This window comes from Actinomycetota bacterium, assembly GCA_035540895.1.
Lineage (GTDB): Bacteria > Actinomycetota > JAICYB01 > JAICYB01 > JAICYB01 > DATLFR01.
The window spans coordinates 1-19,110 of record DATLFR010000170.1; the positions used below are offsets into that span (position 1 = coordinate 1).

General features: G+C 70.1%; 20 protein-coding genes and 1 tRNA gene. 11 read left to right on the forward strand and 10 right to left on the reverse strand.

Going from position 1 to position 19,110, the window contains the following annotated elements; all coding sequences use genetic code 11:
• Positions 1 to 53: 53 nt before the first annotated feature.
• The 3 genes from VM840_09780 to VM840_09790 form a co-directional block, all read right to left on the reverse strand.
• Positions 54 to 1,073 (reverse strand): Atu2307/SP_0267 family LLM class monooxygenase, encoded by a 1,020-nt coding sequence (locus VM840_09780; protein HVL81868.1) that lies wholly within the window; start codon positions 1,071 to 1,073, stop codon positions 54 to 56.
• Between the two features lie 195 nt (positions 1,074 to 1,268).
• A complete protein-coding gene (locus tag VM840_09785; GenBank protein ID HVL81869.1) occupies positions 1,269 to 2,555 on the reverse strand; it encodes an APC family permease in 1,287 nt (428 codons plus the stop codon).
• 69 nt (positions 2,556 to 2,624) lie between these two features.
• Positions 2,625 to 2,697 (reverse strand) — tRNA-Arg (locus VM840_09790).
• An 83-nt stretch (positions 2,698 to 2,780) separates the two neighbouring features.
• Between VM840_09790 and VM840_09795 the strand changes: the two genes are divergently transcribed.
• From VM840_09795 to VM840_09810, 4 genes are all read left to right on the forward strand, one after another.
• Complete coding sequence (locus tag VM840_09795) at positions 2,781 to 3,650, forward strand: hypothetical protein (protein ID HVL81870.1); 870 nt, start codon at positions 2,781 to 2,783, stop codon at positions 3,648 to 3,650.
• A gap of 89 nt (positions 3,651 to 3,739) precedes the next feature.
• The gene (locus VM840_09800) at positions 3,740 to 4,183 is read left to right on the forward strand and encodes an SRPBCC domain-containing protein (protein HVL81871.1); all 444 of its coding nucleotides are present in this window, start codon (positions 3,740 to 3,742) and stop codon (positions 4,181 to 4,183) included.
• A 54-nt stretch (positions 4,184 to 4,237) separates the two neighbouring features.
• A complete protein-coding gene (locus VM840_09805; protein HVL81872.1) occupies positions 4,238 to 4,567 on the forward strand; it encodes a hypothetical protein in 330 nt (109 codons plus the stop codon).
• On the forward strand, positions 4,548 to 5,336 hold the full coding sequence (locus VM840_09810) for an inositol monophosphatase family protein (protein HVL81873.1): 789 nt from the start codon (positions 4,548 to 4,550) through the stop codon (positions 5,334 to 5,336). Before VM840_09805 ends, VM840_09810 begins: the two co-directional genes overlap by 20 nt.
• Here VM840_09810 and trxA read toward each other — a convergent pair.
• The 3 genes from trxA to VM840_09825 are packed head-to-tail and all read right to left on the reverse strand — an operon-like array spanning position 5,333 to position 7,745.
• The gene (gene trxA / locus VM840_09815; protein ID HVL81874.1) at positions 5,333 to 6,355 is read right to left on the reverse strand and encodes a thioredoxin; all 1,023 of its coding nucleotides are present in this window, start codon (positions 6,353 to 6,355) and stop codon (positions 5,333 to 5,335) included. The genes VM840_09810 and trxA overlap by 4 nt on opposite strands.
• A gap of 37 nt (positions 6,356 to 6,392) precedes the next feature.
• Positions 6,393 to 7,265 carry a DUF4383 domain-containing protein gene (locus VM840_09820; protein HVL81875.1) on the reverse strand — a complete coding sequence of 291 codons (873 nt, stop codon included), beginning with the start codon at positions 7,263 to 7,265 and terminating at the stop codon, positions 6,393 to 6,395.
• A gap of 39 nt (positions 7,266 to 7,304) precedes the next feature.
• Entirely contained in the window at positions 7,305 to 7,745 is a 441-nt protein-coding gene (locus VM840_09825) for a cyclic nucleotide-binding domain-containing protein (GenBank protein HVL81876.1), read from the reverse strand.
• 19 nt (positions 7,746 to 7,764) lie between these two features.
• Here VM840_09825 and VM840_09830 point away from each other — a divergent pair, with 19 nt between their 5' ends.
• Complete coding sequence (locus VM840_09830; protein HVL81877.1) at positions 7,765 to 8,616, forward strand: metallophosphoesterase; 852 nt, start codon at positions 7,765 to 7,767, stop codon at positions 8,614 to 8,616.
• A gap of 1 nt (position 8,617) precedes the next feature.
• On the opposite strand, the gene VM840_09835 is transcribed toward VM840_09830, so the two are convergent.
• The 4 genes from VM840_09835 to ugpC are packed head-to-tail and all read right to left on the reverse strand — an operon-like array spanning position 8,618 to position 13,294.
• On the reverse strand, positions 8,618 to 9,448 hold the full coding sequence (locus tag VM840_09835; protein HVL81878.1) for a carbohydrate ABC transporter permease: 831 nt from the start codon (positions 9,446 to 9,448) through the stop codon (positions 8,618 to 8,620).
• Positions 9,445 to 10,791 (reverse strand): sugar ABC transporter permease, encoded by a 1,347-nt coding sequence (locus tag VM840_09840; protein HVL81879.1) that lies wholly within the window; start codon positions 10,789 to 10,791, stop codon positions 9,445 to 9,447. Before VM840_09840 ends, VM840_09835 begins: the two co-directional genes overlap by 4 nt.
• A 21-nt stretch (positions 10,792 to 10,812) precedes the next feature.
• Positions 10,813 to 12,093 carry an ABC transporter substrate-binding protein gene (locus VM840_09845; protein HVL81880.1) on the reverse strand — a complete coding sequence of 427 codons (1,281 nt, stop codon included), beginning with the start codon at positions 12,091 to 12,093 and terminating at the stop codon, positions 10,813 to 10,815.
• Positions 12,094 to 12,103: 10 nt separating this feature from the next.
• Positions 12,104 to 13,294, reverse strand: a complete 1,191-nt coding sequence (ugpC, locus tag VM840_09850) for a sn-glycerol-3-phosphate ABC transporter ATP-binding protein UgpC (GenBank protein HVL81881.1) — start codon at positions 13,292 to 13,294, stop codon at positions 12,104 to 12,106.
• 97 nt (positions 13,295 to 13,391) lie between these two features.
• Here ugpC and VM840_09855 point away from each other — a divergent pair, with 97 nt between their 5' ends.
• From VM840_09855 to VM840_09880, 6 genes are all read left to right on the forward strand, one after another.
• A complete protein-coding gene (locus VM840_09855; protein ID HVL81882.1) occupies positions 13,392 to 14,786 on the forward strand; it encodes an NCS2 family permease in 1,395 nt (464 codons plus the stop codon).
• A gap of 205 nt (positions 14,787 to 14,991) precedes the next feature.
• Positions 14,992 to 15,648: an MBL fold metallo-hydrolase gene (locus tag VM840_09860; protein HVL81883.1), complete on the forward strand. Its 657-nt coding sequence runs from the start codon at positions 14,992 to 14,994 to the stop codon at positions 15,646 to 15,648.
• Between the two features lies 1 nt (position 15,649).
• Positions 15,650 to 17,173, forward strand: coding sequence for an AMP-binding protein (locus tag VM840_09865; GenBank protein HVL81884.1), 1,524 nt, complete (start codon positions 15,650 to 15,652; stop codon positions 17,171 to 17,173).
• A 2-nt stretch (positions 17,174 to 17,175) separates the two neighbouring features.
• On the forward strand, positions 17,176 to 18,453 hold the full coding sequence (locus VM840_09870) for a Coenzyme F420 hydrogenase/dehydrogenase, beta subunit C-terminal domain (GenBank protein ID HVL81885.1): 1,278 nt from the start codon (positions 17,176 to 17,178) through the stop codon (positions 18,451 to 18,453).
• Between the two features lies 1 nt (position 18,454).
• Positions 18,455 to 18,739, forward strand: coding sequence for a MoaD/ThiS family protein (locus VM840_09875; protein HVL81886.1), 285 nt, complete (start codon positions 18,455 to 18,457; stop codon positions 18,737 to 18,739).
• Between the two features lie 66 nt (positions 18,740 to 18,805).
• The gene (locus VM840_09880) at positions 18,806 to 19,027 is read left to right on the forward strand and encodes a hypothetical protein (GenBank protein ID HVL81887.1); all 222 of its coding nucleotides are present in this window, start codon (positions 18,806 to 18,808) and stop codon (positions 19,025 to 19,027) included.
• The last annotated feature ends 83 nt before the right edge of the window (positions 19,028 to 19,110 follow it).

Sequence of the window (19,110 nt, forward strand, 5' to 3'; positions counted from 1 at the left end):
GTCGGACACGGGACGAGGTTCTCGTTCGTCCTGCCGTCCTCGGGGGTGAGGTCCTAGACGGGGCTGCGGGCGAGCTCGCGGCGCACCACCGGGGCGACCTCGGTCCCGAACAGCTCGATCGACCTCATCACCTGACGGTGCGGGATCGTCCCGACCGTGAACTGCAGCAGGAACCGGTCGTGTCCGAAGATCTCGTGCTGGAAGAGGATCTTCTCTACGACCTGTTGCGGGCTGCCGACGAAGTTGGCGCCGTGCAGCGTGGCGCTCGCCTCGTACTGGGGACGGGACATAGGGGGCCAACCGCGTTCGCGCCCGATCTTGTTCATGGCGGCGGACACGGCGGGGTAGGACTCGTTCATCGCTGCCTGCGAGGTCTCGGCGATGTAGCCGTGCGAGTTGATGCTCAGGCGGGGAGGCTCGTGGCCCCCGCGGCGGGCCGCCTCCGCGTGCAGCTGCGCGATCGGCTTGAACCGAGCCGGCTCCCCGCCGATGATCGCCAGAGCCATCGGCAGTCCGAGGGCTCCGGCGCGCACGGCCGATGGCGGGTTCCCGCCCACCGCGATCCAGACCGGGAGCGGGTCCTGCACCGGCCTCGGGTACACCCCGCGTCCTTCGATGGGCGACCGGTGACGTCCCGACCACGTCACGATCTCTGATCGCCGGATCTCGAGCAGCAGCTCGAGCTTCTCGGCGAACAGCTCGTCGTAGTCTGCGAGGTCGTAGCCGAAGAGCGGGAACGGCTCCACGAACGAACCTCGGCCCGCCATGATCTCGGCGCGGCCCTCCGACAGCAGGTCCAACGTCGCGAACCCTTCGAACACGCGGACGGGGTCGTCCGAGCTGATGACCGAGACCGTGCTCGTGAGCCTGACCCGGGTCGTGCGCGCTGCAACCGCGGCCAGCACGACCGCAGGAGCGGAGGCGAGGAAGTCCGAGCGGTGGTGCTCACCGACCCCGAAGACGTCCAGGCCGAGCTGGTCGGCGAGCTCGGCCTCCTCGAGCACGTTGCGCATGCGCTCGGCGGGCGCGACCGACGGGTCGCCCTGCACGAAGGTGAATACGCCCAGTTCCATGACCATGTGAACGATCTCGGGGGAGCCGGGATTCCCGGGTTCCGGTTCTCGGTCGGGCCCTCCCCAACCGCAGGAAGGTCCGGGTGAGCGCGCTCGTCACCCAGGTCGTCGTCTCGAGGCGCCCCTCCTCTCTGAGTCGAACGTGGTGTCGGGGTCGCCGACGCCGTGGGTGCCGCATGGCCTGCGCCGCAGGCCTCACCCGTCCGGCGAAAGCGGGCGTGTGCCGAGCCAAACGACCGATCCGGTGGCGAGCAGCGCGAGGCCCCCGATGACGGCGACGAACGGCAGCGTGAAGGCCAGCAGCATGCACAGCCCCAGTCCGACGCCGGCCAGCCACCGAGGCCACCGTCGCTCCGCGTCTGTCAGCGTCCACGCGGAGGCGTTCGTCAGCGCGTAGTACGTCAGAACCGCGAACGAGCTGAACCCGATGGCCTCACGCAGGTCGGCGAAGAGCGCCACGGCGCACACGACGACCGCTACGGCGAGCTCAGCGCGGTGCGGCGTTCGGTGGCGGTGGTGCACCGCGTCGAGGAACCCGGGGAGCTCCCGCCGGCGCGCCATCGAAAGCACGGTGCGACTGACGCCGGCCAGCAGGGAGAGCAGGACGCCTGCCGACGCCACCGCGGCGCCTACGCGCACCACCGGCGTCAAGACCGCCCACCGCCCCGCACCGACAGCGACGGCCAGTGGGGCGGGCGCCCCGGCGAGTCGCTCCGGTCCGACGGCGGCGAGGGCGGCCGACAGCACGACGGCGTAGACGATCACGACGACGCCCAGGGCCAGTGGGATCGCCTTGGGGATGACGGTCTGCGGCTCGCGGACCTCCTCGCCCAAGGTGGCCAGCCGGGCGTAGCCTGCGAAGGCGAAGAACAGCAGGCCTGCGGACCGCAGCACCCCCCACACGCCGTTGGGCAACTCGGCGGTGAGGTTGCCCCCGGCCGCGTGGCCGCCGAGCAGCGACGCCGCGACAGTCATAGCCAGGGTAGCGAGGACCAGCGCGACGATGATCCGGGTGAAGCGTGCGGTTCTCTCCACACCGCGGTAGTTCACGGCGGTCATGGTGACAACGGCGCCGATGCCCAGCGGGCGCGCGAGCTCTGGGTTGACGTAGGAGCCGAAGGTCAGCGCCATCGCGGTGAGGCTCGCGGTCTTGCCGACGACGAAGCCCCAGCCGGCCAGGAAGCCCCAGTAGTCACCCAGTCGTTCGCGGGCGTACACGTAGGTCCCGCCGGCCTCCGGGTACAGCGCGGCGAGCTGCGCCGACGAGGTGGCGTTGGCGTAGGCGACGGCGGCTGCAAGGGCGAGACCGACGAGCAGCCACGTGCCTGCGGCGGCTGCTGCGGGGCCCGGCGCGGCGAACACCCCGGCGCCGACCATGGCGCCGACGCCGATCACCACCGCGTCGGGGGTGGTGAGCCGTCGGGCGAGTCGCCGGTCTTCGCGACCGACGTTCAAATCAGCGAACTCCTTCCGGGCGGCCATCTTCCATAGCGCGCCGACGCGGCGTCCCGCCCCGGCCCTGCGGAACGGTTCGAAGAGAGTGCCTCTCGGCGCCCCCGGGAGGATTCGAACCTCCGACACCAGGTTTAGGAAACCTGTGCTCTATCCCCTGAGCTACGGGGGCCAGCCGCGGCTCCGAATCTACCCTGCCGGCGCCCTCGTCGTTCCTGGGACATCCGACTACCCACGCGGCGGCGGATGCATGGCATGCAGATCGCGACGGACACGGGATACGACCTCGGGCTCCCGCCGGCACTGGAGCAGGCGCGCCCGGCCTGGTTCGACGAGGTCCCCTGGCACCGGTGCCGGGACCGCGAGCTCCCCGACGACGCGATCGCGACCTTGGAGTACATGGACCTGATCGAGGGCCACGTCTGTGCGGGTTACCTGCACCTGGCGCTCGCCTCCGCAACGGTGCGGGCGACCACGGAGCGCACCGACTTCGCAGCGGGCTGGGGTGTACAGGAGAACTGGCACGGGATAGCGCTGCACCGGTTCCTGGACGAGTACCGGGGGATCCGCGTCTCCACGCGGGGGCCGTCCCAGGATGCGCGGCGGGCCCGGCTCGGGTTCGCCGAGCGTCACAGCCAGCTCGTGGCAGGGGTCGCCGGGTCCATCGCTCCGGAGCTCTACGCGGCGGTCTACGCCTGTCTGGGCTACCGCAACGAGGTGATGACGATGCGGGGGTACGGCAGCCTCAGGAGCAAGCTGAACGACCCCGATCCGCATCCCGTGCTCGACCCGCTGCTGCGCAACCTCATGCGGGACGAGGCCCACCATGCCCGCTTCTACCGCCGGATAGCGTCTGCGCACCTGGAGGCGAGTCCCCGCGCGCGTCGCGCCGCACGGTCGGCGATGGAGAGGTGGTGGGGGATAGTCGGCGAGAACTTCGCGGGTTCCGAGGGGGCCGACCGGGTCATCCTGTACCTGTTCCGGGACCGGCAGGGCCGGGATCTGGCGGACAAGATCGACGCGGAGGTGGCCACGCTGCCCGGGCTCGCGGGCGTGAAGCCGATGCGTCGCCGTCTGGAGGAGGCGCTCGGCCGAGCGGGCTTCGAAGACGGGGAGGCGGGGTAACAGGTGAGCCATGACTGCGGAGGCCCGGACGCGGAGTACCCCACGCCGGCTTGCGGCAGGACGGTTGTCCTCCAGCGAGGAGGCCGGCGTTGGCCGTTAACGAGCGCGTCGTCGACGCGCCCGTCGACCTCGTCTGGTCGGTCCTGACGGATGCGTCCACCTACCCACGGTGGGTCGTCGGCGCTCGGAGGTTCCGTTACGCCGACCCCGACTGGCCCGAGCCGGGATCGGCGTTCCATCACGAGGTAGGCGTCGGTCCACTGCGCCTGAGGGACGAGACGCGGGTCGAGTCCATCGAGCCCTCCCGGCGGATAGTGCTGTTGGCCAAGGCGCGCCCGATGGGGATGGCGCGGGTCGCGATCGAGATCGCCGGGTCCGGACACGGCACGCGCGTGCGGCTGGAGGAGCGAGGCGCGGGACCGCTCACCGCCGCGCTGTGGAACCCGGTCCTCGACCGTCTCACCTGGCTGCGGAACGTCGAGTCCCTGCGCAGGTTCGAGGGCGTCGTCCGCGACGCGGCTCCCTCCGCCTAGGCTCTAGACCGCGTCCAGCACGGGCGCGTCGGCCGAGCTTGAGAGGAGCCCGGGATGAACGACGAGCGACAGGTGTGGGAACAGGTGGGCGAGAGGTTCAGCCAGGTCGGCCGACGCCTGAAGGAGCACTACGACCGCGAGGCGGCCGAGGTTGGTGCCGCCGAGAGCCGCCAGGTGGAGGACGCGCTGCGGACGCTCGCCGACGCCGTCGGCCAGGCGTTCGACGCCGTCGGGACGGCCGTCCGCGACGAGGGGTTCCGACGCGAGGTGGCGAGCGCGGTCCAGACGCTGACCGAGGCGCTCTCCGCGACCTTCGACCAGGTGGGCGGCGAGATCCGCGAGCGCGTGGCGAACAGGCGGACGGATGACGAGCAGCAGCCCTGACCTGCTGGCGGTGGCGGTCCGGGCGGCCCGGGCCGGAGCAGAGGCGCTGATGGAGCGGTTCGGCGGTCCGGTCCGGGGGCTCGAGACGAAGTCCACCGCCACGGACCCGGTGAGCGACGCCGATCGCGCGGCCGAGGATGCCGTCCTGTCCGTCCTGCGCCGTGAGCGTCCCGACGACGGGATCGTCTCGGAGGAGGGCGGGAGCGCCGAGTCCCGGTCCGGGCTGAGGTGGGTGGTCGATCCGCTCGACGGGACCGTCAACTACCTCTACTCGATCCCGCACTGGGCGGTGAGCGTGGCCGTGGAGGACGAGGAGGACGTCCTCGTCGGCGTCGTCCTCGACCCTCTGCGTCAGGAGCTGTTCACCGCGACCAGGGGCGGAGGAGCGCAGCGCAACGGAGCCCCCATCCAGGTCTCGGACGCCGCTTCCTTGGACGGCTCCCTCATCGCCACCGGGTTCGGCTACGACCCGGTCGTCCGGATCGAGCAGGCGGACATCCTCACCCGTTTCATCGGACGCGCCCGGGATGTCCGCCGCGCCGGGACCGCCTCCCTCGACCTCGTCTGGACCGCATGCGCGCGCCTGGACGGGTACTACGAGTCGGGCCTCAAGCCGTGGGACCTGGCCGCGGGCGGGCTCATCGTGCGGGAGGCGGGGGGCCGGCTCGGACAGCTCCCGCGTCCGATCGCCAGCGACCCGGGGGTCGTCGCCTCCGCGCCCGGGATCTGGGAGGAGCTGAACGCGGCGCTGCGCGAGGCGATGGGCTAGGGGATCACCAGCATCCCGAGCTCGGCCTCGATCTGGGGGCGCGGCTTCGCCCCCATCGACACCCGCTCGAGCCGGCCGTTGCGGAACAGGCCGATCATGGGGATCGACTGCACCTGGTACCGCTGCGCGATGTCCGGCGCCTCGTCGATGTTCACCTTCACGACCTTGTAGGAGCCCTGCCTCATCGCGGCGATCTGCTCGACGATCGGGGAGACGACCCGACAGGGCTGGCACCAGGGAGCCCAGAAGTCCACGATCACCGGGACCTGGCTCTGCAGCACCTCCCGGTCGAAGCCGACCGAGCCGACGTTGCGGACCAGCGCGTCGTCGGCCTCCTCCGGCGGGGGAGGGGGGGTCTCACCCTCCGGGACGGGCCCGCTCGGACGCTCGCCGGCCCGGACCGCGTCGAGCCAAGCCTTCGCGTCCTGGACCGACTCGAGGGAGACCTGGTGCTCCATCGCGTAGGTGCGGTACGTGACCGGCACGCCGTTGCCGGACAGCACCTGTGCGGCCTGCTCGGCCGCCTGGACCGGCACGAGCTCGTCGGATGTCCCGTGCTGTATCAGCGCGGGCGGCGGGTCCGCGCTCCAGTCGTAGTCGTATCCCGGGTCGGGGGGGAGGAAGCCGCTCATGACGAGCGTGCCGGCCGGCCGCTGTCCGCGGTCGCGCCCGTACGCGAGCGCCATCGCGAGGCACCCTCCCTGTGAGAAGCCGCCGACCACCGCCTGCTCGCGTGACATCGCGTAGTCGTCGCAGGCCTTGTCGAAGACCTCCTCGATGGAGTCGAGGGAGGTCCGGATCTGGCCGGCCACGACCGACAGGGGGGAGCCGATCTGGAACCATGCGTACCCGGCCGGGCCGGAGTACTGGCCGCGCGGGAGGATGGCGGCGAACCGTCCTTCGGGGTCGAGGTGGGGGAGCAGACCCGCGAGGTCGCGTTCGTCGGCGCCGAACCCGTGGAGCAGCAGGAGGATGCGTTCAGCCCTCTGACCGAGCACCACGTGCGTCGTCAACGGCATCGACCCATCGCCTCCTCGACCCCGCTCCTCTGGAGCCCTAACCCCCAGCCGCCCTCAGCGCTTCCACGAGCTCTTCCTTCGTCATCGCCGACCTGCCCTGGATATCAGCGTCCTGCGCGCGCTGGTACAGCTCCTCCTTGGTCAGGTTCGAGAGGTCGTCGGCGGGCTGCTGGGTGAGCGTGGCGGGTGGGGCCTCGGCCTCCTCCTCCTCCCACTCCTCGTCCCAGTCGTCATCCAGCTCCTGGGCGATCTCGGCGGCGGACATCGCCTGCGTGCTCTCGGCCTCGTCCTGCCAGTCGTCGGCCTGGGCGGCCGGCTCGTCCCAGTCGGCGTCGTCGTCCTCCCAGTCCTCTCCGTAGTCCCAGTCGTCGTCCGCCGCGGGAGCCGGGTTGTCCGGGAGCGTCTCGGCCGCCATCGTGTGCTCCCCCTCCGCATAGGCGGGGACGGGCTCGGTCTGGGTGCCTGCGAGGACGGGAGCGGGGGACCCGGTCGTCCGGACCGCGGCTGCCCGCGTGGGGCGGGAGGCTCGCACGTGGTCGGCGGTCGACGCGACCGCGAGGAGGACCGCCGCCGTGCCGAGGTGCAGGAGGTTGTCGGGGTGGTTCAGCGCCAGGACGTTCGCCTCGCTCCCGAGCAGGAAGAGGCCGACGAGCCCCACCACGAGGTAGACGCCTCCCACCGCGAAGTTCATGGTCCGGGAGGCGGCGGGCCCGGACAGCGACGCTGCGAGCAGCGCGATCCCGATACCGAGGTGCACGACGTTGTGGAGGGGGTTCACCTGGAAGCCGAGCAGCGACCCGCCGACCCGGTCGACGAACCCGCCGAACCCGGTGACGACGAAGCCAGCCGCCCCCACGAGCAGGTATACGCTGCCCAGGATCGCCGCGATCCGCTGGTTCCAGCTCCGCATGATGCTCCTCCTCCAGGTCCCCCGACTAGGTACCCGGGCTCAACCCGCCGACACCTCGTCGGCCTGCGGTCCCGCCCCTCGCTCTTCCAGCGCCCGGCGGAAGTGGGCGGCGAGCTCCGTCTCGGACTCGAGCATCGCCTCGAACCACTCCCGGCGGATGACCATGAGCTCGGTCTCCCCCTTGGCCCGGGCGGTCTTCGTGTGGCGGGCGTCGGGATGCAGCAGCGACATCTCCCCGAACCATCCGTCCTCCGGGACGTCGATCACGTGCCGGTCGCCATCGATGATGGCGACCCCTCCCGAGATGACGATGTAGAGCGCCTCGGCGGGGTCCCCCGCCCGGAACACGTCCCGACCGTCGGTCCAGACGAGGTTCGCGGACGCGCCCAGCACGCGGAGCAGGCTGCGATCGTCGAGCTGGGAGAAGATCGGAACCTTCCCCAGTCGGCGGACGAGGCTGTGAGCGGCTGCGCCAGACATCGACCGCTATGCTACCGGCATGCCGATCACGGGTTTCCCGCTGCGCATCGTCCAGCTCAGCGACATCCACTGCGGCGAGGTCACCTTCGACGCGGGATTCGTCGAGCGGACCATCGAGAACGTCAACTCGATGTCGCCCGATCTGGTCGTGATAGCCGGCGATCTGACGGCGGCGGGGTACCAGTGGGAGTTCGAGGAGGCCGCCGCCTACCTCGAGCGGATCCAGGCTCCCAAGATCGTGATCCCCGGGAACCACGACTCGCGCAACGTGGGCTACATCCACTTCCAGAGGCTGTTCGGCGACCGGTTCCCCACGATGCGGATCGAGTTCGAGCCCGAGCGCGCCGAGCGGGTGCGGGCGACCGGCGTCACCGTCGTCGGTGTCGACTCGTCCGAGCCCGACCTGAACGAGGGCAAGGTCGGCCGTGAGCACTACCAATGGATACGCGAGCAGTACACGCACCCGGGCGACGTCAAGATCTTCGTGGTGCACCACCACCTGGTCTCGGTGCCCGGCGCGGGCCGCGAGCGCAACATCGTCACCGATGCCGGCGACCTGCTGGCCGAGCTGACCGCGGCCGGCGTCGACATCGTGCTCTGCGGGCATAAGCACGTCCCGTACTTCTGGGGTCTCAACGGCATGCTGATCTGCAACTCCGGGACGGTGGCGACGAAGCGGCTGCGTGGTCTCACCCCGCCGTCGTGGAACGAGCTCGAGGTGGACGCGACGACGATAAAGGTCTTCCTGCACTACTGGGACGGCCGGCGCGAGCTCTCCTGCATCCGCTCCCGGACGACGCGGGAGGTCATCCGGGAGGCCTTCATGCTGACCGAGGACTTCCTCGACTCGAACAAGATGCTCGCCCACTGACTCACTTCACGGAACCCGCGAGCAGCCCCTCCGCGAAGTACCGCTGGAACGAGAAGAAGACGATCAGCGGCACGACCATCGAGATGAACGACGCGGCCGCGATGATGTCGATGTTGCCTCCCAGGGACCGCAGCTGCTGCTGGATCGCCACCGTGATCGGGGCGCTCGCCGTGCGGGTGAACACCAGCGCGACGAGCAGGTCGTTCCATACCCAGAGGAACTGGAAGATGGCCAGGCTCGCGATGGCCGGGACCCCCAATGGCAGGATGACGCGGACGAAGATCCTTGCCTCCGAGGCGCCGTCCAGCCGCGCAGCCTCGAGGAGCTCCTTCGGGATCCCCGCGAAGAAGTTGCGCAGCAGGAAGATGGCGAACGGGAGCCCGAAGGCGACGTGGAACAGGATCGCGCCGAGGATCGACCCGAAGATCCCGATCGTTCCGTACAGACGGGCGACCGGGATCAGGGCCATCTGGAGAGGCACGACGAGCAGCCCGATGACGGCGACGAACATCCAGTCCCGCCCCGGGAACTCGATCCAAGCGAGCGCGTAGGCAGCCATCGACGCGACGAGCACGACCCCCACGGTCGACGGGACCGTGATCGCGAACGTGTTGACGAGGCTCCGCACGAAGAATCGGCTCTCGAGTATCCGCTCGAAGTTCTCGAGCGTCACCTGAGAGGGCCGGAGGATCAGGTTCCACCACCCCGACCGCGAGATCTCGGCGCGCGGTCGCAGCGCGGTGAGCAGGAGCCCGAGCGTGGGGAGCAGCCATAGGAAGCCCACCGCGGCCATCACCGTCTTCATCCCGGCGCCGCGGAGAGCCCTCCTCATCCTTGCTCCTGCCTGAACCGCTTCACGTTGAGGGCGATGACGGGTACGACGAGGACGAACAGCAGCACGGCGACGGCCGCGCCGAGCCCGAAGTTCCGGGCGCCGAACGCCTGCTGGTACATCTCGAGCGCGATCACGTTCGCCTCGTCGCGGACCACGCTCGGCGCGATCACCAGCACGATGTCGAAGACCTTCAGCACGTTGATCACCAAGGTCACCAGCACCACCCCGAGCACGGGGGCGAGCAACGGGACGGTGATCCGCCGGAAGATCTGCCATTCGCTCGCTCCGTCCACCCGCGCGGCTTCGAGCACCTCGCGCGAGATGGCGGCCAATCCCGCTCCGATCACCACCATCGCGAACCCGGCCCAGATCCAGATGTAGGCGACGATGATCGCCGGGGTGATGAGGGTCGGCCCGAGCCACTGGATCCCCTCGAAGGCCGGACGGAAGTTCGACGCCGGGAGGACGAGCTCCAGGCGGGAAGGCGAGTCGTCGAGCTCGATCGTGAAGCGGCCCCTCTCGTCGGTGAGCGCCGCGTCCAGCGCCTCGCCCGACGCGTCGCGCACCTCGACGCGCATCTCGGGCAGCCCGAGCTCCCCCGGGTCGAGCGCTCCGCGCGTCCCCCCGCCTCCCGGGGTGAAGTCCCGATAGACCACGCCGCCCACGGTCGAAGCCCCGACGGACGGGAGACCGGCCTCCCGGGCCTCCGGGGGGGTGCTGTCCGCCCCGAGGCCCACGACCCCCACGGTGAGGGGGGTGCCGGTCCGGACGGGTCCGACCAGGGCCATGGACCCGTCCCCCAGAAGCCGCACCCCCTCGCTGGGTGTCGCGCCCACGTACGGACCGGGCGGACGCAGGGCGGAGGCCGCCGCTCGGGCTCCCGCGTTGAGGAGACCGCGCTCGGGGTTCTCCTCGTAGACGAGCCTCCAGATCACTCCCCCCGCCAGCAGAGAGATCGCCATCGGCATGAAGACGGCCGTCTTGAAGGCACGTCCGTACGAGACGCGCTCGGTCAGGACCGCGAAGACGAGACCTATCGCCGTGACGAGGGCGGGCACGAACACGACCCAGATCACGTTGTTGCGGATCGCGCGCAGGATCCTCGGGTCGCTGAACATGCGCTGGTAGTTGTCCAGCCCCACGAAGCCGCGTCCGGTCGGCCCCTGGAAGCTGAATACCACGGTGGCGAAGATCGGGTAGACGACCAGGGCGCCCAGCAGGACGAGCGCGGGAAGCAGGAACAGGAGCGCCACGCCCCAGCGCCCCCTCGTCCGAGGGGCGCGCGGAGCGGGGGGCGTCGTCTCGGCGCGTACCGCCTCGACGGGCGCCTTCCCGCTCATCGCGCGTCCTCGGCCCGCTCGCTACCCGTACGCCTGAGCGGCGCGCGCCTCCAGGCGCTCAGCCGTCTGATCCACTGTGCTCGGGTCGCGGGCGAACTCCTGCAGGATCCCCCACATGCTCCCGGGCAGGTCCCCGCCCAGCTCGGACGGCACGAGGTCGGACAGGTCGAAGCGGAACGTCTCCGCCTCGGCCAGGGCGGTGGCCGTGCGGCGGATGATGGGGTCCGGGTAGGCGTTGGCGTCCACGGCCTGGTTCGGGGTGCCGAAACCTCCCTTGGCGGCCCAGATCTCGGCTGCCTCGGGGGTGGCGAGGTACTCGAGGAGCGCGCGCGCCTGCGGGTTGTCGTCCAGCATGACCACCATGTCACCCGAACCGACGACGGCCGCGGGTGACCCTCCGATCGACGGGAAGTCGAAGACGTCGTAGTCGGTCTCCGCCTCCGCCTCGACGCTGGCCACGCCGGGCACGAAATCCCCCTCGAAGACGATCGCCGCATCGGGCGGGTTCCTCCACACGGCGTCGACCGACGCCTCGAACTCCAAGGCGGTCGGGTCGTTGCGGGCGATCATGTTCCGGTCCTGGAGGATCTCCCCGAAGGTCCGCAGCGCGGCCTTGACCGAGTCGTGGGTCCAGGGGATCTCGTGGGCGACGAGCTGGTCGTACAGCTCGGGCCCGGCCGTTCGAAGGTAGATGTTCTCGAACCAGTCCGTGAGCACCCACCCCGAGCCCCCGCCGATGGCGAGCGGCGTGGTCCCGGAGTCGCGGATCGTGGTGAGGGTCCTCTTGAAGTCGTCCCACGTCTCGGGCGCCTCGACCCCCGCGTTCTCGAAGGCTCGGACGTTGTACCAGACGGTCGACTTGTTGGACGCCTTGAACCACAGGCCGTAGAGCGTGTCATCGATGGACCCGAGTTCCCGCCACGAGGGTGCCCAGTTCTCGTCGACGGTCTCGCCCACGATCTCCTCGATCGGCTTCACCGCGTTCTGGGAGACGAGGTCGCGCAGGAGGCCGGGCTGAGGGAGCACGGCCAGGTCGGGCGGGTCGTTGCCTTCGAGCCTCGTCCGGAGCACGGTGGCGATCTGGTCTCCCGTGGACGTGTAGGTGACCTGGGTGCCGGTCTCCTCGGTGAACGCGTCGAGGACCTCGCGGAACGCCTCCTGCTCCGCGGCCGTCCAGACGGCGGCGATCTCGACGGTCCCTCCGCCTCCATCCCGTCCGTCTGTCCCCGTGTCCCCGCACGCCGTGCCCACGAGCGCGAGCATCAGGGCGATCGAGAGCGGGCGTAGCAGACGCATGCGCATGAGCGACCTCCTATCGGATAGCCAGACCTGTCTGCGGGTCGAACAGGTGGAGCATCGACGTGTCCACCGCGAGATCGACCCGCGTTCCCTCCCTCACCTGCGAGCGCGGGCTGAGCCGCGCCACGATCGTCATCTCGTCCGTCGGTTGCAGCTCCTGGACCGCCACCTGGTCGGAGTCGAGCGCGAGCTCCTTCACGTCGTCGGTCACGGCCGGGCTCGCCTCGATCACGACGTGGGCGACGATCTCGGCTCCCAGCGGCTCCCTCAGCTTCGTCAAGCCGCCGATCGTCGGACGGTCACTGGACCCGATGGCGGAGTCCCCGAGATCCTCCGGGCGGATGCCGAGCACAACCTCCCGGCCCTCGTACGACCTCAGTGCGTCGAGCATGTCCCGTCTCTCGGGGTGCACGGGGAGGGTGTGTCGTCCGAAGCGGATGGTCGGCTTGCCGTCCACCGGTTCGACGCGGGCGGCGATCATGTTCATCGAAGGGCTCCCGATGAACCCGGCCACGAAGAGGTTGACCGGACGGTCGTACAGCTCCTGGGGTGGGGCGACCTGCTGGAGCTCACCGCGGCGGATCACCGCGACCCGGTCGCCCATCGTCATCGCCTCGACCTGGTCGTGGGTGACGTAGATCGTCGTCACCTTCAGCTCCTGCTGGAGGCTGGAGATCTCGGCGCGCATCTGCACGCGCAGCTTCGCGTCCAGGTTCGAGAGGGGTTCGTCCATGAGGAAGGCGGACGGCTCCCGCACTATCGCGCGGCCCATGGCGACGCGCTGGCGCTGGCCGCCGGACAGGGCACGCGGCTTGCGGTGCAGGTACTCGGTCAGGCCCAGCAGCTTCGCCGCCTCCTGCACCCGCTCGGCGATCTCGTCCTTGGGCGCCTTGCGGAGCCTCAGACCGAACGCCATGTTGTCGAACACCGTCATGTGGGGGTAGAGCGCGTACGACTGGAAGACCATCGCGATATCGCGGTCCTTCGCCGGGACGTCGTTGACGACGCGGTCTCCGATCCGGATCTCCCCCTCGGAGACGTCCTCCAGCCCCGCGACCATGCGCAGGGCGGTCGTCTTCCCACATCCGGACGGCCCGACGAACACCATGAACTCGCCGTCGTCGATCTCGAGATCCATGCCCCCGACGGCGCGGGTCCCGTCCGGGTAGATCTTCCCGACGTTCTCGAAGGAGATGGAGGCCATCCGCTCCGTAGCCTATCCGGGGTCCCCCCGGAGGCCGCAAACACGATGTTGGATTCCCGGGGCGTCCTGTGTTCATCTGATGCCGAGGAGGACAGAGATGAACACGGAGACCGAGCCCCGCACGAGCGCCCTGGACCGCTACTTCTCCATAACCGAGCGCGGATCCACCGTGAGGACCGAGATCGTCGCCGGTCTCGCGACCTGGTTGACGATGGCCTACATCCTCTTCGTCAACCCGGCGGTCCTCGGCGCCCTGCCCGACCGCGAGGGGGTCGAGCTCGCCTTCCCCCAGGTGCTCACGGTCACCGCGCTGGTCGCGGGCGTGATGACGATCCTCATGGGGGTGTGGGCCCGGTATCCCTTCGCGATGGCGGCCGGGCTCGGACTCAACGCGTTCGTCGCCTTCACGCTCGTCGGCTCCCTCGGGCTCTCCTGGCCGGAGGCGATGGGTGTCGTCGTCATCGAGGGACTGCTGATAGCGGTGCTCGTGCTGACAGGCTTCCGGGAGGCCGTGCTCAACGCGATCCCGATGGACCTCAAGCGCGCCATCGGCATCGGGATCGGTCTGTTCATCGCGTTCATCGGACTCGTGAACGCCGGGCTGATCGTCCACCCGGACGCCGGGGAGCCCATCGTCACGCTCAACCCCGGGCTCGCCAACCTGCGCGTGCTGACCTTCGTGGTCGGCCTCTTCCTCGCCGCTGCCCTCGTGGCGAGGCGCGTCAAGGGAGCCCTGCTGATCGCGATCCTGGCCACGACCGCCTTCGCGATCGTGGTGAACGCCTTCGCGGGAGGCGACCTGTGGACGAACGACATCGGCAAGCTGCCATCCCGCGTGTTCGCCCTGCCCGACTTCTCCCTCCTCGGCGACGTCTCGTTCAACGTCTTCCAGGTCGTCGGGATCGGAGCCGCCCTCGCGGCGATCATGTCCGTCATGCTGTCGGACTTCTTCGACACGGTGGGGACAGTCGTCGGGTTGAGCGCCGAGGCGAAGTTGCTCGATGCGTCCGGACGTCTCCCCGGCATGCGGCGCGTCCTGTTCGTGGACTCGCTCGGCGCGGCCGCGGGGGGAGCCGCGTCCGCCTCGTCCAACACGACGTACATCGAGTCGGCGGCGGGGATATCCGAGGGTGGCCGGACGGGCCTCACGTCGGTGGTGGTCGGGGTCCTGTTCCTGCTCTCGCTCTTCCTGTCCCCCCTGGCCGGGGTGATCCCGCCGGAGGCCACGGCCCCCGTCCTCGTCATCGTCGGGTTCTTCATGATGTCGCTCATCCCGAAGATGGACTGGGACGACCCCGGGATAGGGCTCCCGGCGTTCCTGACGATGGTGATGATGCCGTTCACCTTCTCGATCACGAACGGCGTGGGAGCCGGGTTCGTCTCCTACACGCTGATCGCCGTGCTGCGCGGGCGCGCGCGGGAGGTGCACCCCCTCATGTACCTCGTGTCCGCCGTCTTCGTCTGGTACTTCGTGGAGGGCCTGGCGCACTGATGTCCCTCGCGCGGCGGCCTCATGCGCCGTCGCGGACCGCTCGGATGGGTGGAGGGCGGCCGTGGGCCGGCCGGTCGCGCCGCATGCGGCGTGTTGCGCCGGAGCAGTCGCACACGATCTCCTCGCCCGGGGGTGCGCCGGCCGATCACGCCGGGGCGGGAGGCGCCGGAGGGTCTCCCGGCGTCCGACCCTCTAGACTCCCCTCGTGATCTGCGAGCGGTTCGTGTGCGGGCGGACGCGGTCCAACGCGTACCTGTTCTCGCCGGCGGACGGCCGCGCGATGATCGTGGACCCCGGCGTGGGAGCGGCTCCCGTCCTGCGCGCGGCGCTCGAGCGGACCGGCACCACCCCTGAAGCTATCCTGCTCACCCACGGACACTTCGACCACGTCTGGTCCGCGCGCTCGCTCTCCGACACGTACGCGATCCCCGTCCACATCCACGCCGCCGACCGGCGATGGCTCGACGACCCCGCGTGCGGCGGATACCTGCCGATCATCACGCACGCGGGCAGGCTCGCCGGGCGGATCAGGCGCGTCACCCCGCGTCGCATCGAGGTCATCGAGGGCGACACGCTCGCCCTCGCGGGAGCCGAGGTGCGTGTCGTCCACACCCCCGGACACACGCCCGGGGGCGTCTGCTTCGTCTCGGACGGGCTCTGCTTCACCGGCGACACGCTGTTCGCCGGTGGTCCTGGGCATACGGGCTACCCGGGCGGGAGCCGGGTCACCCTGGCCGACTCGGTGGCCCGGCTGCTCGACGAGCTCGACGACGAGACGAGGCTCCTGCCGGGCCACGGTCCGGAGACGACGGTCGGCCGGGTCCGTCAGAGGCTGGCCGCCGTCGCGACCCCACGGAGGTGAGATGGACATCCTCTCGATGCACGCCCAGTCGCAGCCCGACAAGGCGGCGGTGGTCGTCGACGACCTGACGATCACCTACGGCCAGCTCGAGGAGGACGCGAACCGGTTCGCCAACGCGCTGCTGACGCTCGGCATCACCCGGGGAGACCGGTGCACGACGGTGGGGTACAACGCACCGCAGCATTTCATCACCTCCTCGGCCAACCGCAAGATCGAGGCGGTCGGGGTGCCGATGAACTATCGGCTGACGGGTCCGGAGATGGAGTACCAGCTCAACGATTCCGGGTCCGCCGCGGTGTTCTGCGGTCCGGACCAGCTCGAGACCGTCGCCTCGGTGGCGGGTCGCTGTCCGGAGCTTCGCGTGAAGGTGGCCTGGGGGGTCGACGCGGTCCCGGACGGTTGGCTCTCCTTCGACGAGGTCCTCCAGGGCGGCTCCCCCGAGCACCCCGGGATGGATACGGGGATGACCGGAGCCTCGATGACCTACACCGCCGGGACGACCGGCAACCCGAAGGGCGCCTACCGCGCCCAGGGGACCGACCCCGCGGTCCTGTTCACCTACATCCAGCTCCTGCAGATGAGCCCAGAGGACCGCCACCTGATCGCGGGGCCCCTGTACCACTCGGCTCCCGCCGCGCTCGCCGTGATCAACACGGCGCTGGGCGCCACGAACGTCCTCATGCGGCGGTTCGACCCGCAGCGCGCGCTCGAGACGATCGAGAGGCAGCGCTGCACTACGACGTTCATGGCGCCCACGCTGCTCCAGCGGATCGTCGACCTCCCCGACGAGGTGAGGGCCAGGTACGACCTGTCCAGCATGAGGGTGATCGTCGTCGCCGCCGCCCCGTGCCCCCACGACGTGAAGGTGCGGGTCCACGAGCTGTTCGGGGAGGTCCTGTACGAGTTCTACGGATCGAGCGAGGCAGGGATCAACACGATCCTGTACCCCCACGAGCAGCTGGAGAGGCCGGGTTCTTGCGGCCGGGTGTGTGAGGGCAACGAGATCAGGATCCTCGACGACCTCGGCCACCCGGTCCCCCAGGGGGAGCCGGGCGAGATATGGATCCGTTCGAACTCGCTGATCACGGAGTACTACGGGAAGCCGGAGGCCACGGCCGAGTCGATGCGGGACGGGTTCTTCAGCGTCGGGGACATCGGGTACTTCGACGAGGACGGCTACCTCTACGTCGTCGACCGCAAGAGGGACATGATCATCTCGGGCGGCGCCAACATCTACTCGGCCGAGGTGGAGAACGCCATCCACGGACACCCAGGCGTCGCGGACGTGGCGGTGATAGGCATCCCTTCCGAGGAGTGGGGGGAGACGGTGCACGCGATCGTCCAGCCGGTGGAAGGTGAGAGCCTGACCGAGCCGGAGCTCCGCGCCTGGCTGGCCGACCGCCTCGCCCAGTACAAGCACCCGAAGTCCTACGAGTTCCGCGAGCTCCCTCGCGACCTGGCCGGGAAGATCCGCAAGCGGGAGCTGAGGGAGCCGTTCTGGGCGGGACGGGAGACGAAGGTCTAGGCATGAGCCAGTGGCGTGAGCTGTTCAGGCAGATCGTGTCCACCGATGTCTGCTGCGGGTGCGCGGCGTGCGTGCTCGTCTGCCCCCACCACGTCCTCGGGTACGACTTCGGGATGGAGAAGCCCTATCAGACGGACGAGCTGCGCCCGGACGACTGCTCCCACGGGCAGACCGGTTGCGACATCTGCGCCCGGTCCTGTCCCCGGCTGGACACCGACGAGGGCATCTGGCGTTGGCGCCATGCCGCGGTCGAGCAGCACCTGTTCGGCCGCACCCGGGCTCCCGACGAGGTGTACGGGGTCGCGAGGCAGGTGGTCCTGGCTCGGTCCTCGGACCCCGAGGTCGTGCAGCGCGCCCAGGACGGCGGCGTCGCGTCCGCCATCCTGATCCACGGCCTGCAGACCGGACAGCTGCAGGGAGGGGTCGTCTCCGGCTACGACGGGGCGACGCAGATGACCGTCCCGAAGCTGGTCACGACCCGTGAAGAGGTCCTGGGTACGGCGCGCTCCCGGTACACCTACTGCGCCACCCCCCTCGCGCTCCGGGAGGCCCACGAACGCAAGCTGCGCAAGGTGGCGATGGTGGGTGTGTCCTGCGAGACCTCCGCCGCCCCGATGATGGCCGTCTCGGGCGTGAGGAAGTGGTCGAACAAGATCGCGCTCACGGTCGGGCTGATGTGCTCGGAGACCTTCGTCCCCCAGCCGTTCCTCGAGCAGACGCTCCAGGGGCAGTACGGGATCGAGATGACCCGGGTCGAGAAGATCAACATAAAGGGACGCGTGGTCGTCACGATGGACGACGGATCGCAGACGGAGATCCCGCTCGCCGACTGCCGGCCGATGGCGCGGACCTGGGGGTGTCCCACCTGTCCGGACTTCTCGGCTGAGCACGCGGACATCTCCCTCGGCGGCCTCGGGCTCGACGGCTGGTCCATCTGCATCGTCCGGACCGAACGCGGTGAGGCGTACTGGAGCTCCATGCTGGACGCGGGAGCCATCGAGACGCGTCCGGCCGAGGAGGAGCCGGCCGTCCTGCAGCTGCTCGAGCGGCTCGCGAAACGACAGCGTCGCCGTCCGCGCAACGTCGAGCGCTTCATCGCCGCCGGACGCGACGCCCCGATCACGGTCATCGACAGCGAGGCGCTCCACAAGCGCGGCTCGCCGGAAGCCGCCTTCAAGGCCGCGGGGGCGGCGGACGCCGCGCACCTGGCCAGGATCGCCCCCGCGGGCGCCTCCCCTCTCGGCGAGCCGGGAGCGGTCCCGCCCGGGGAGCCTGGTTAGCTTGCCCGCCCTGCGCCTCTTCGGCCCCCTCGCGGAGGCGGCCGGGACGAGGCAGACGCAAGTGGACGGGGCGACCGTGGGGGAGTGCCTCCGGAGAGCCTCGGACAGGTTCGGCGAAGCCTTCTCCGGCCAGCTCGCGTCCTGCCGCGTCGTGGTGGGCGAGGTCACCCTCGAGCCGGACGAGGTCGAAGGTCGCCCCGTCTCTGACCACGACGAGATCGTGGTGCTCCCCCCCGTGGGGGGAGGGGGTCCAGCCCGGACGGATGGTCGAACCATCCCCCGATAACCGGTCCGGACGGACCATGGCCGGGCGCCCGGTCGCAGCCGACCCTCTGAGTGAGAGGAGGCTGTCATGGACGAACGCGAACACGACCGGCGGCGAGCGCAGCGGCGAGGGAACCTCGAGCGCAGGCTCACCGACGTCCCGGTCTTCCTGGACCGGCGGCGCGACCAGGACCGGCGTTCCCTGCGAGACCGGAGGAGCGATGTCTTCGAGCGTCTCTACCTCGAGCGGCTAGCGGAGATGCGGGCCCAGCTCGCGTTGATCGAGCAGCGGGTGCAAGAGGGAGCCTGACTCAGCGCTGGCAGCGCGGGCACCAGAAGGACGTCCGCCCGCCGAGCGTGCTGGAGGTCAGCTCCCGCCCGCACCTCGGACAC

Bases quoted from the DNA above. Each gene is read 5' to 3' on its own strand.
- VM840_09780 (HVL81868.1), bottom strand. From the start codon at position 1,073: ATGGAACTGGGCGTATTCACCTTCGTGCAGGGCGACCCGTCGGTCGCG.
- VM840_09785 (HVL81869.1), bottom strand. From the start codon at position 2,555: ATGGCCGCCCGGAAGGAGTTCGCTGATTTGAACGTCGGTCGCGAAGAC.
- VM840_09795 (HVL81870.1), top strand. From the start codon at position 2,781: ATGCAGATCGCGACGGACACGGGATACGACCTCGGGCTCCCGCCGGCA.
- VM840_09805 (HVL81872.1), top strand. From the start codon at position 4,238: ATGAACGACGAGCGACAGGTGTGGGAACAGGTGGGCGAGAGGTTCAGC.
- VM840_09810 (HVL81873.1), top strand. From the start codon at position 4,548: ATGACGAGCAGCAGCCCTGACCTGCTGGCGGTGGCGGTCCGGGCGGCC.
- trxA (HVL81874.1), bottom strand. From the start codon at position 6,355: ATGCCGTTGACGACGCACGTGGTGCTCGGTCAGAGGGCTGAACGCATC.
- VM840_09820 (HVL81875.1), bottom strand. From the start codon at position 7,265: ATGCGGAGCTGGAACCAGCGGATCGCGGCGATCCTGGGCAGCGTATAC.
- VM840_09825 (HVL81876.1), bottom strand. From the start codon at position 7,745: ATGTCTGGCGCAGCCGCTCACAGCCTCGTCCGCCGACTGGGGAAGGTT.
- VM840_09830 (HVL81877.1), top strand. From the start codon at position 7,765: ATGCCGATCACGGGTTTCCCGCTGCGCATCGTCCAGCTCAGCGACATC.
- VM840_09835 (HVL81878.1), bottom strand. From the start codon at position 9,448: ATGAGGAGGGCTCTCCGCGGCGCCGGGATGAAGACGGTGATGGCCGCG.
- VM840_09840 (HVL81879.1), bottom strand. From the start codon at position 10,791: ATGAGCGGGAAGGCGCCCGTCGAGGCGGTACGCGCCGAGACGACGCCC.
- VM840_09845 (HVL81880.1), bottom strand. From the start codon at position 12,093: ATGCGCATGCGTCTGCTACGCCCGCTCTCGATCGCCCTGATGCTCGCG.
- ugpC (HVL81881.1), bottom strand. From the start codon at position 13,294: ATGGCCTCCATCTCCTTCGAGAACGTCGGGAAGATCTACCCGGACGGG.
- VM840_09855 (HVL81882.1), top strand. From the start codon at position 13,392: ATGAACACGGAGACCGAGCCCCGCACGAGCGCCCTGGACCGCTACTTC.
- VM840_09865 (HVL81884.1), top strand. From the start codon at position 15,650: ATGGACATCCTCTCGATGCACGCCCAGTCGCAGCCCGACAAGGCGGCG.
- VM840_09870 (HVL81885.1), top strand. From the start codon at position 17,176: ATGAGCCAGTGGCGTGAGCTGTTCAGGCAGATCGTGTCCACCGATGTC.
- VM840_09880 (HVL81887.1), top strand. From the start codon at position 18,806: ATGGACGAACGCGAACACGACCGGCGGCGAGCGCAGCGGCGAGGGAAC.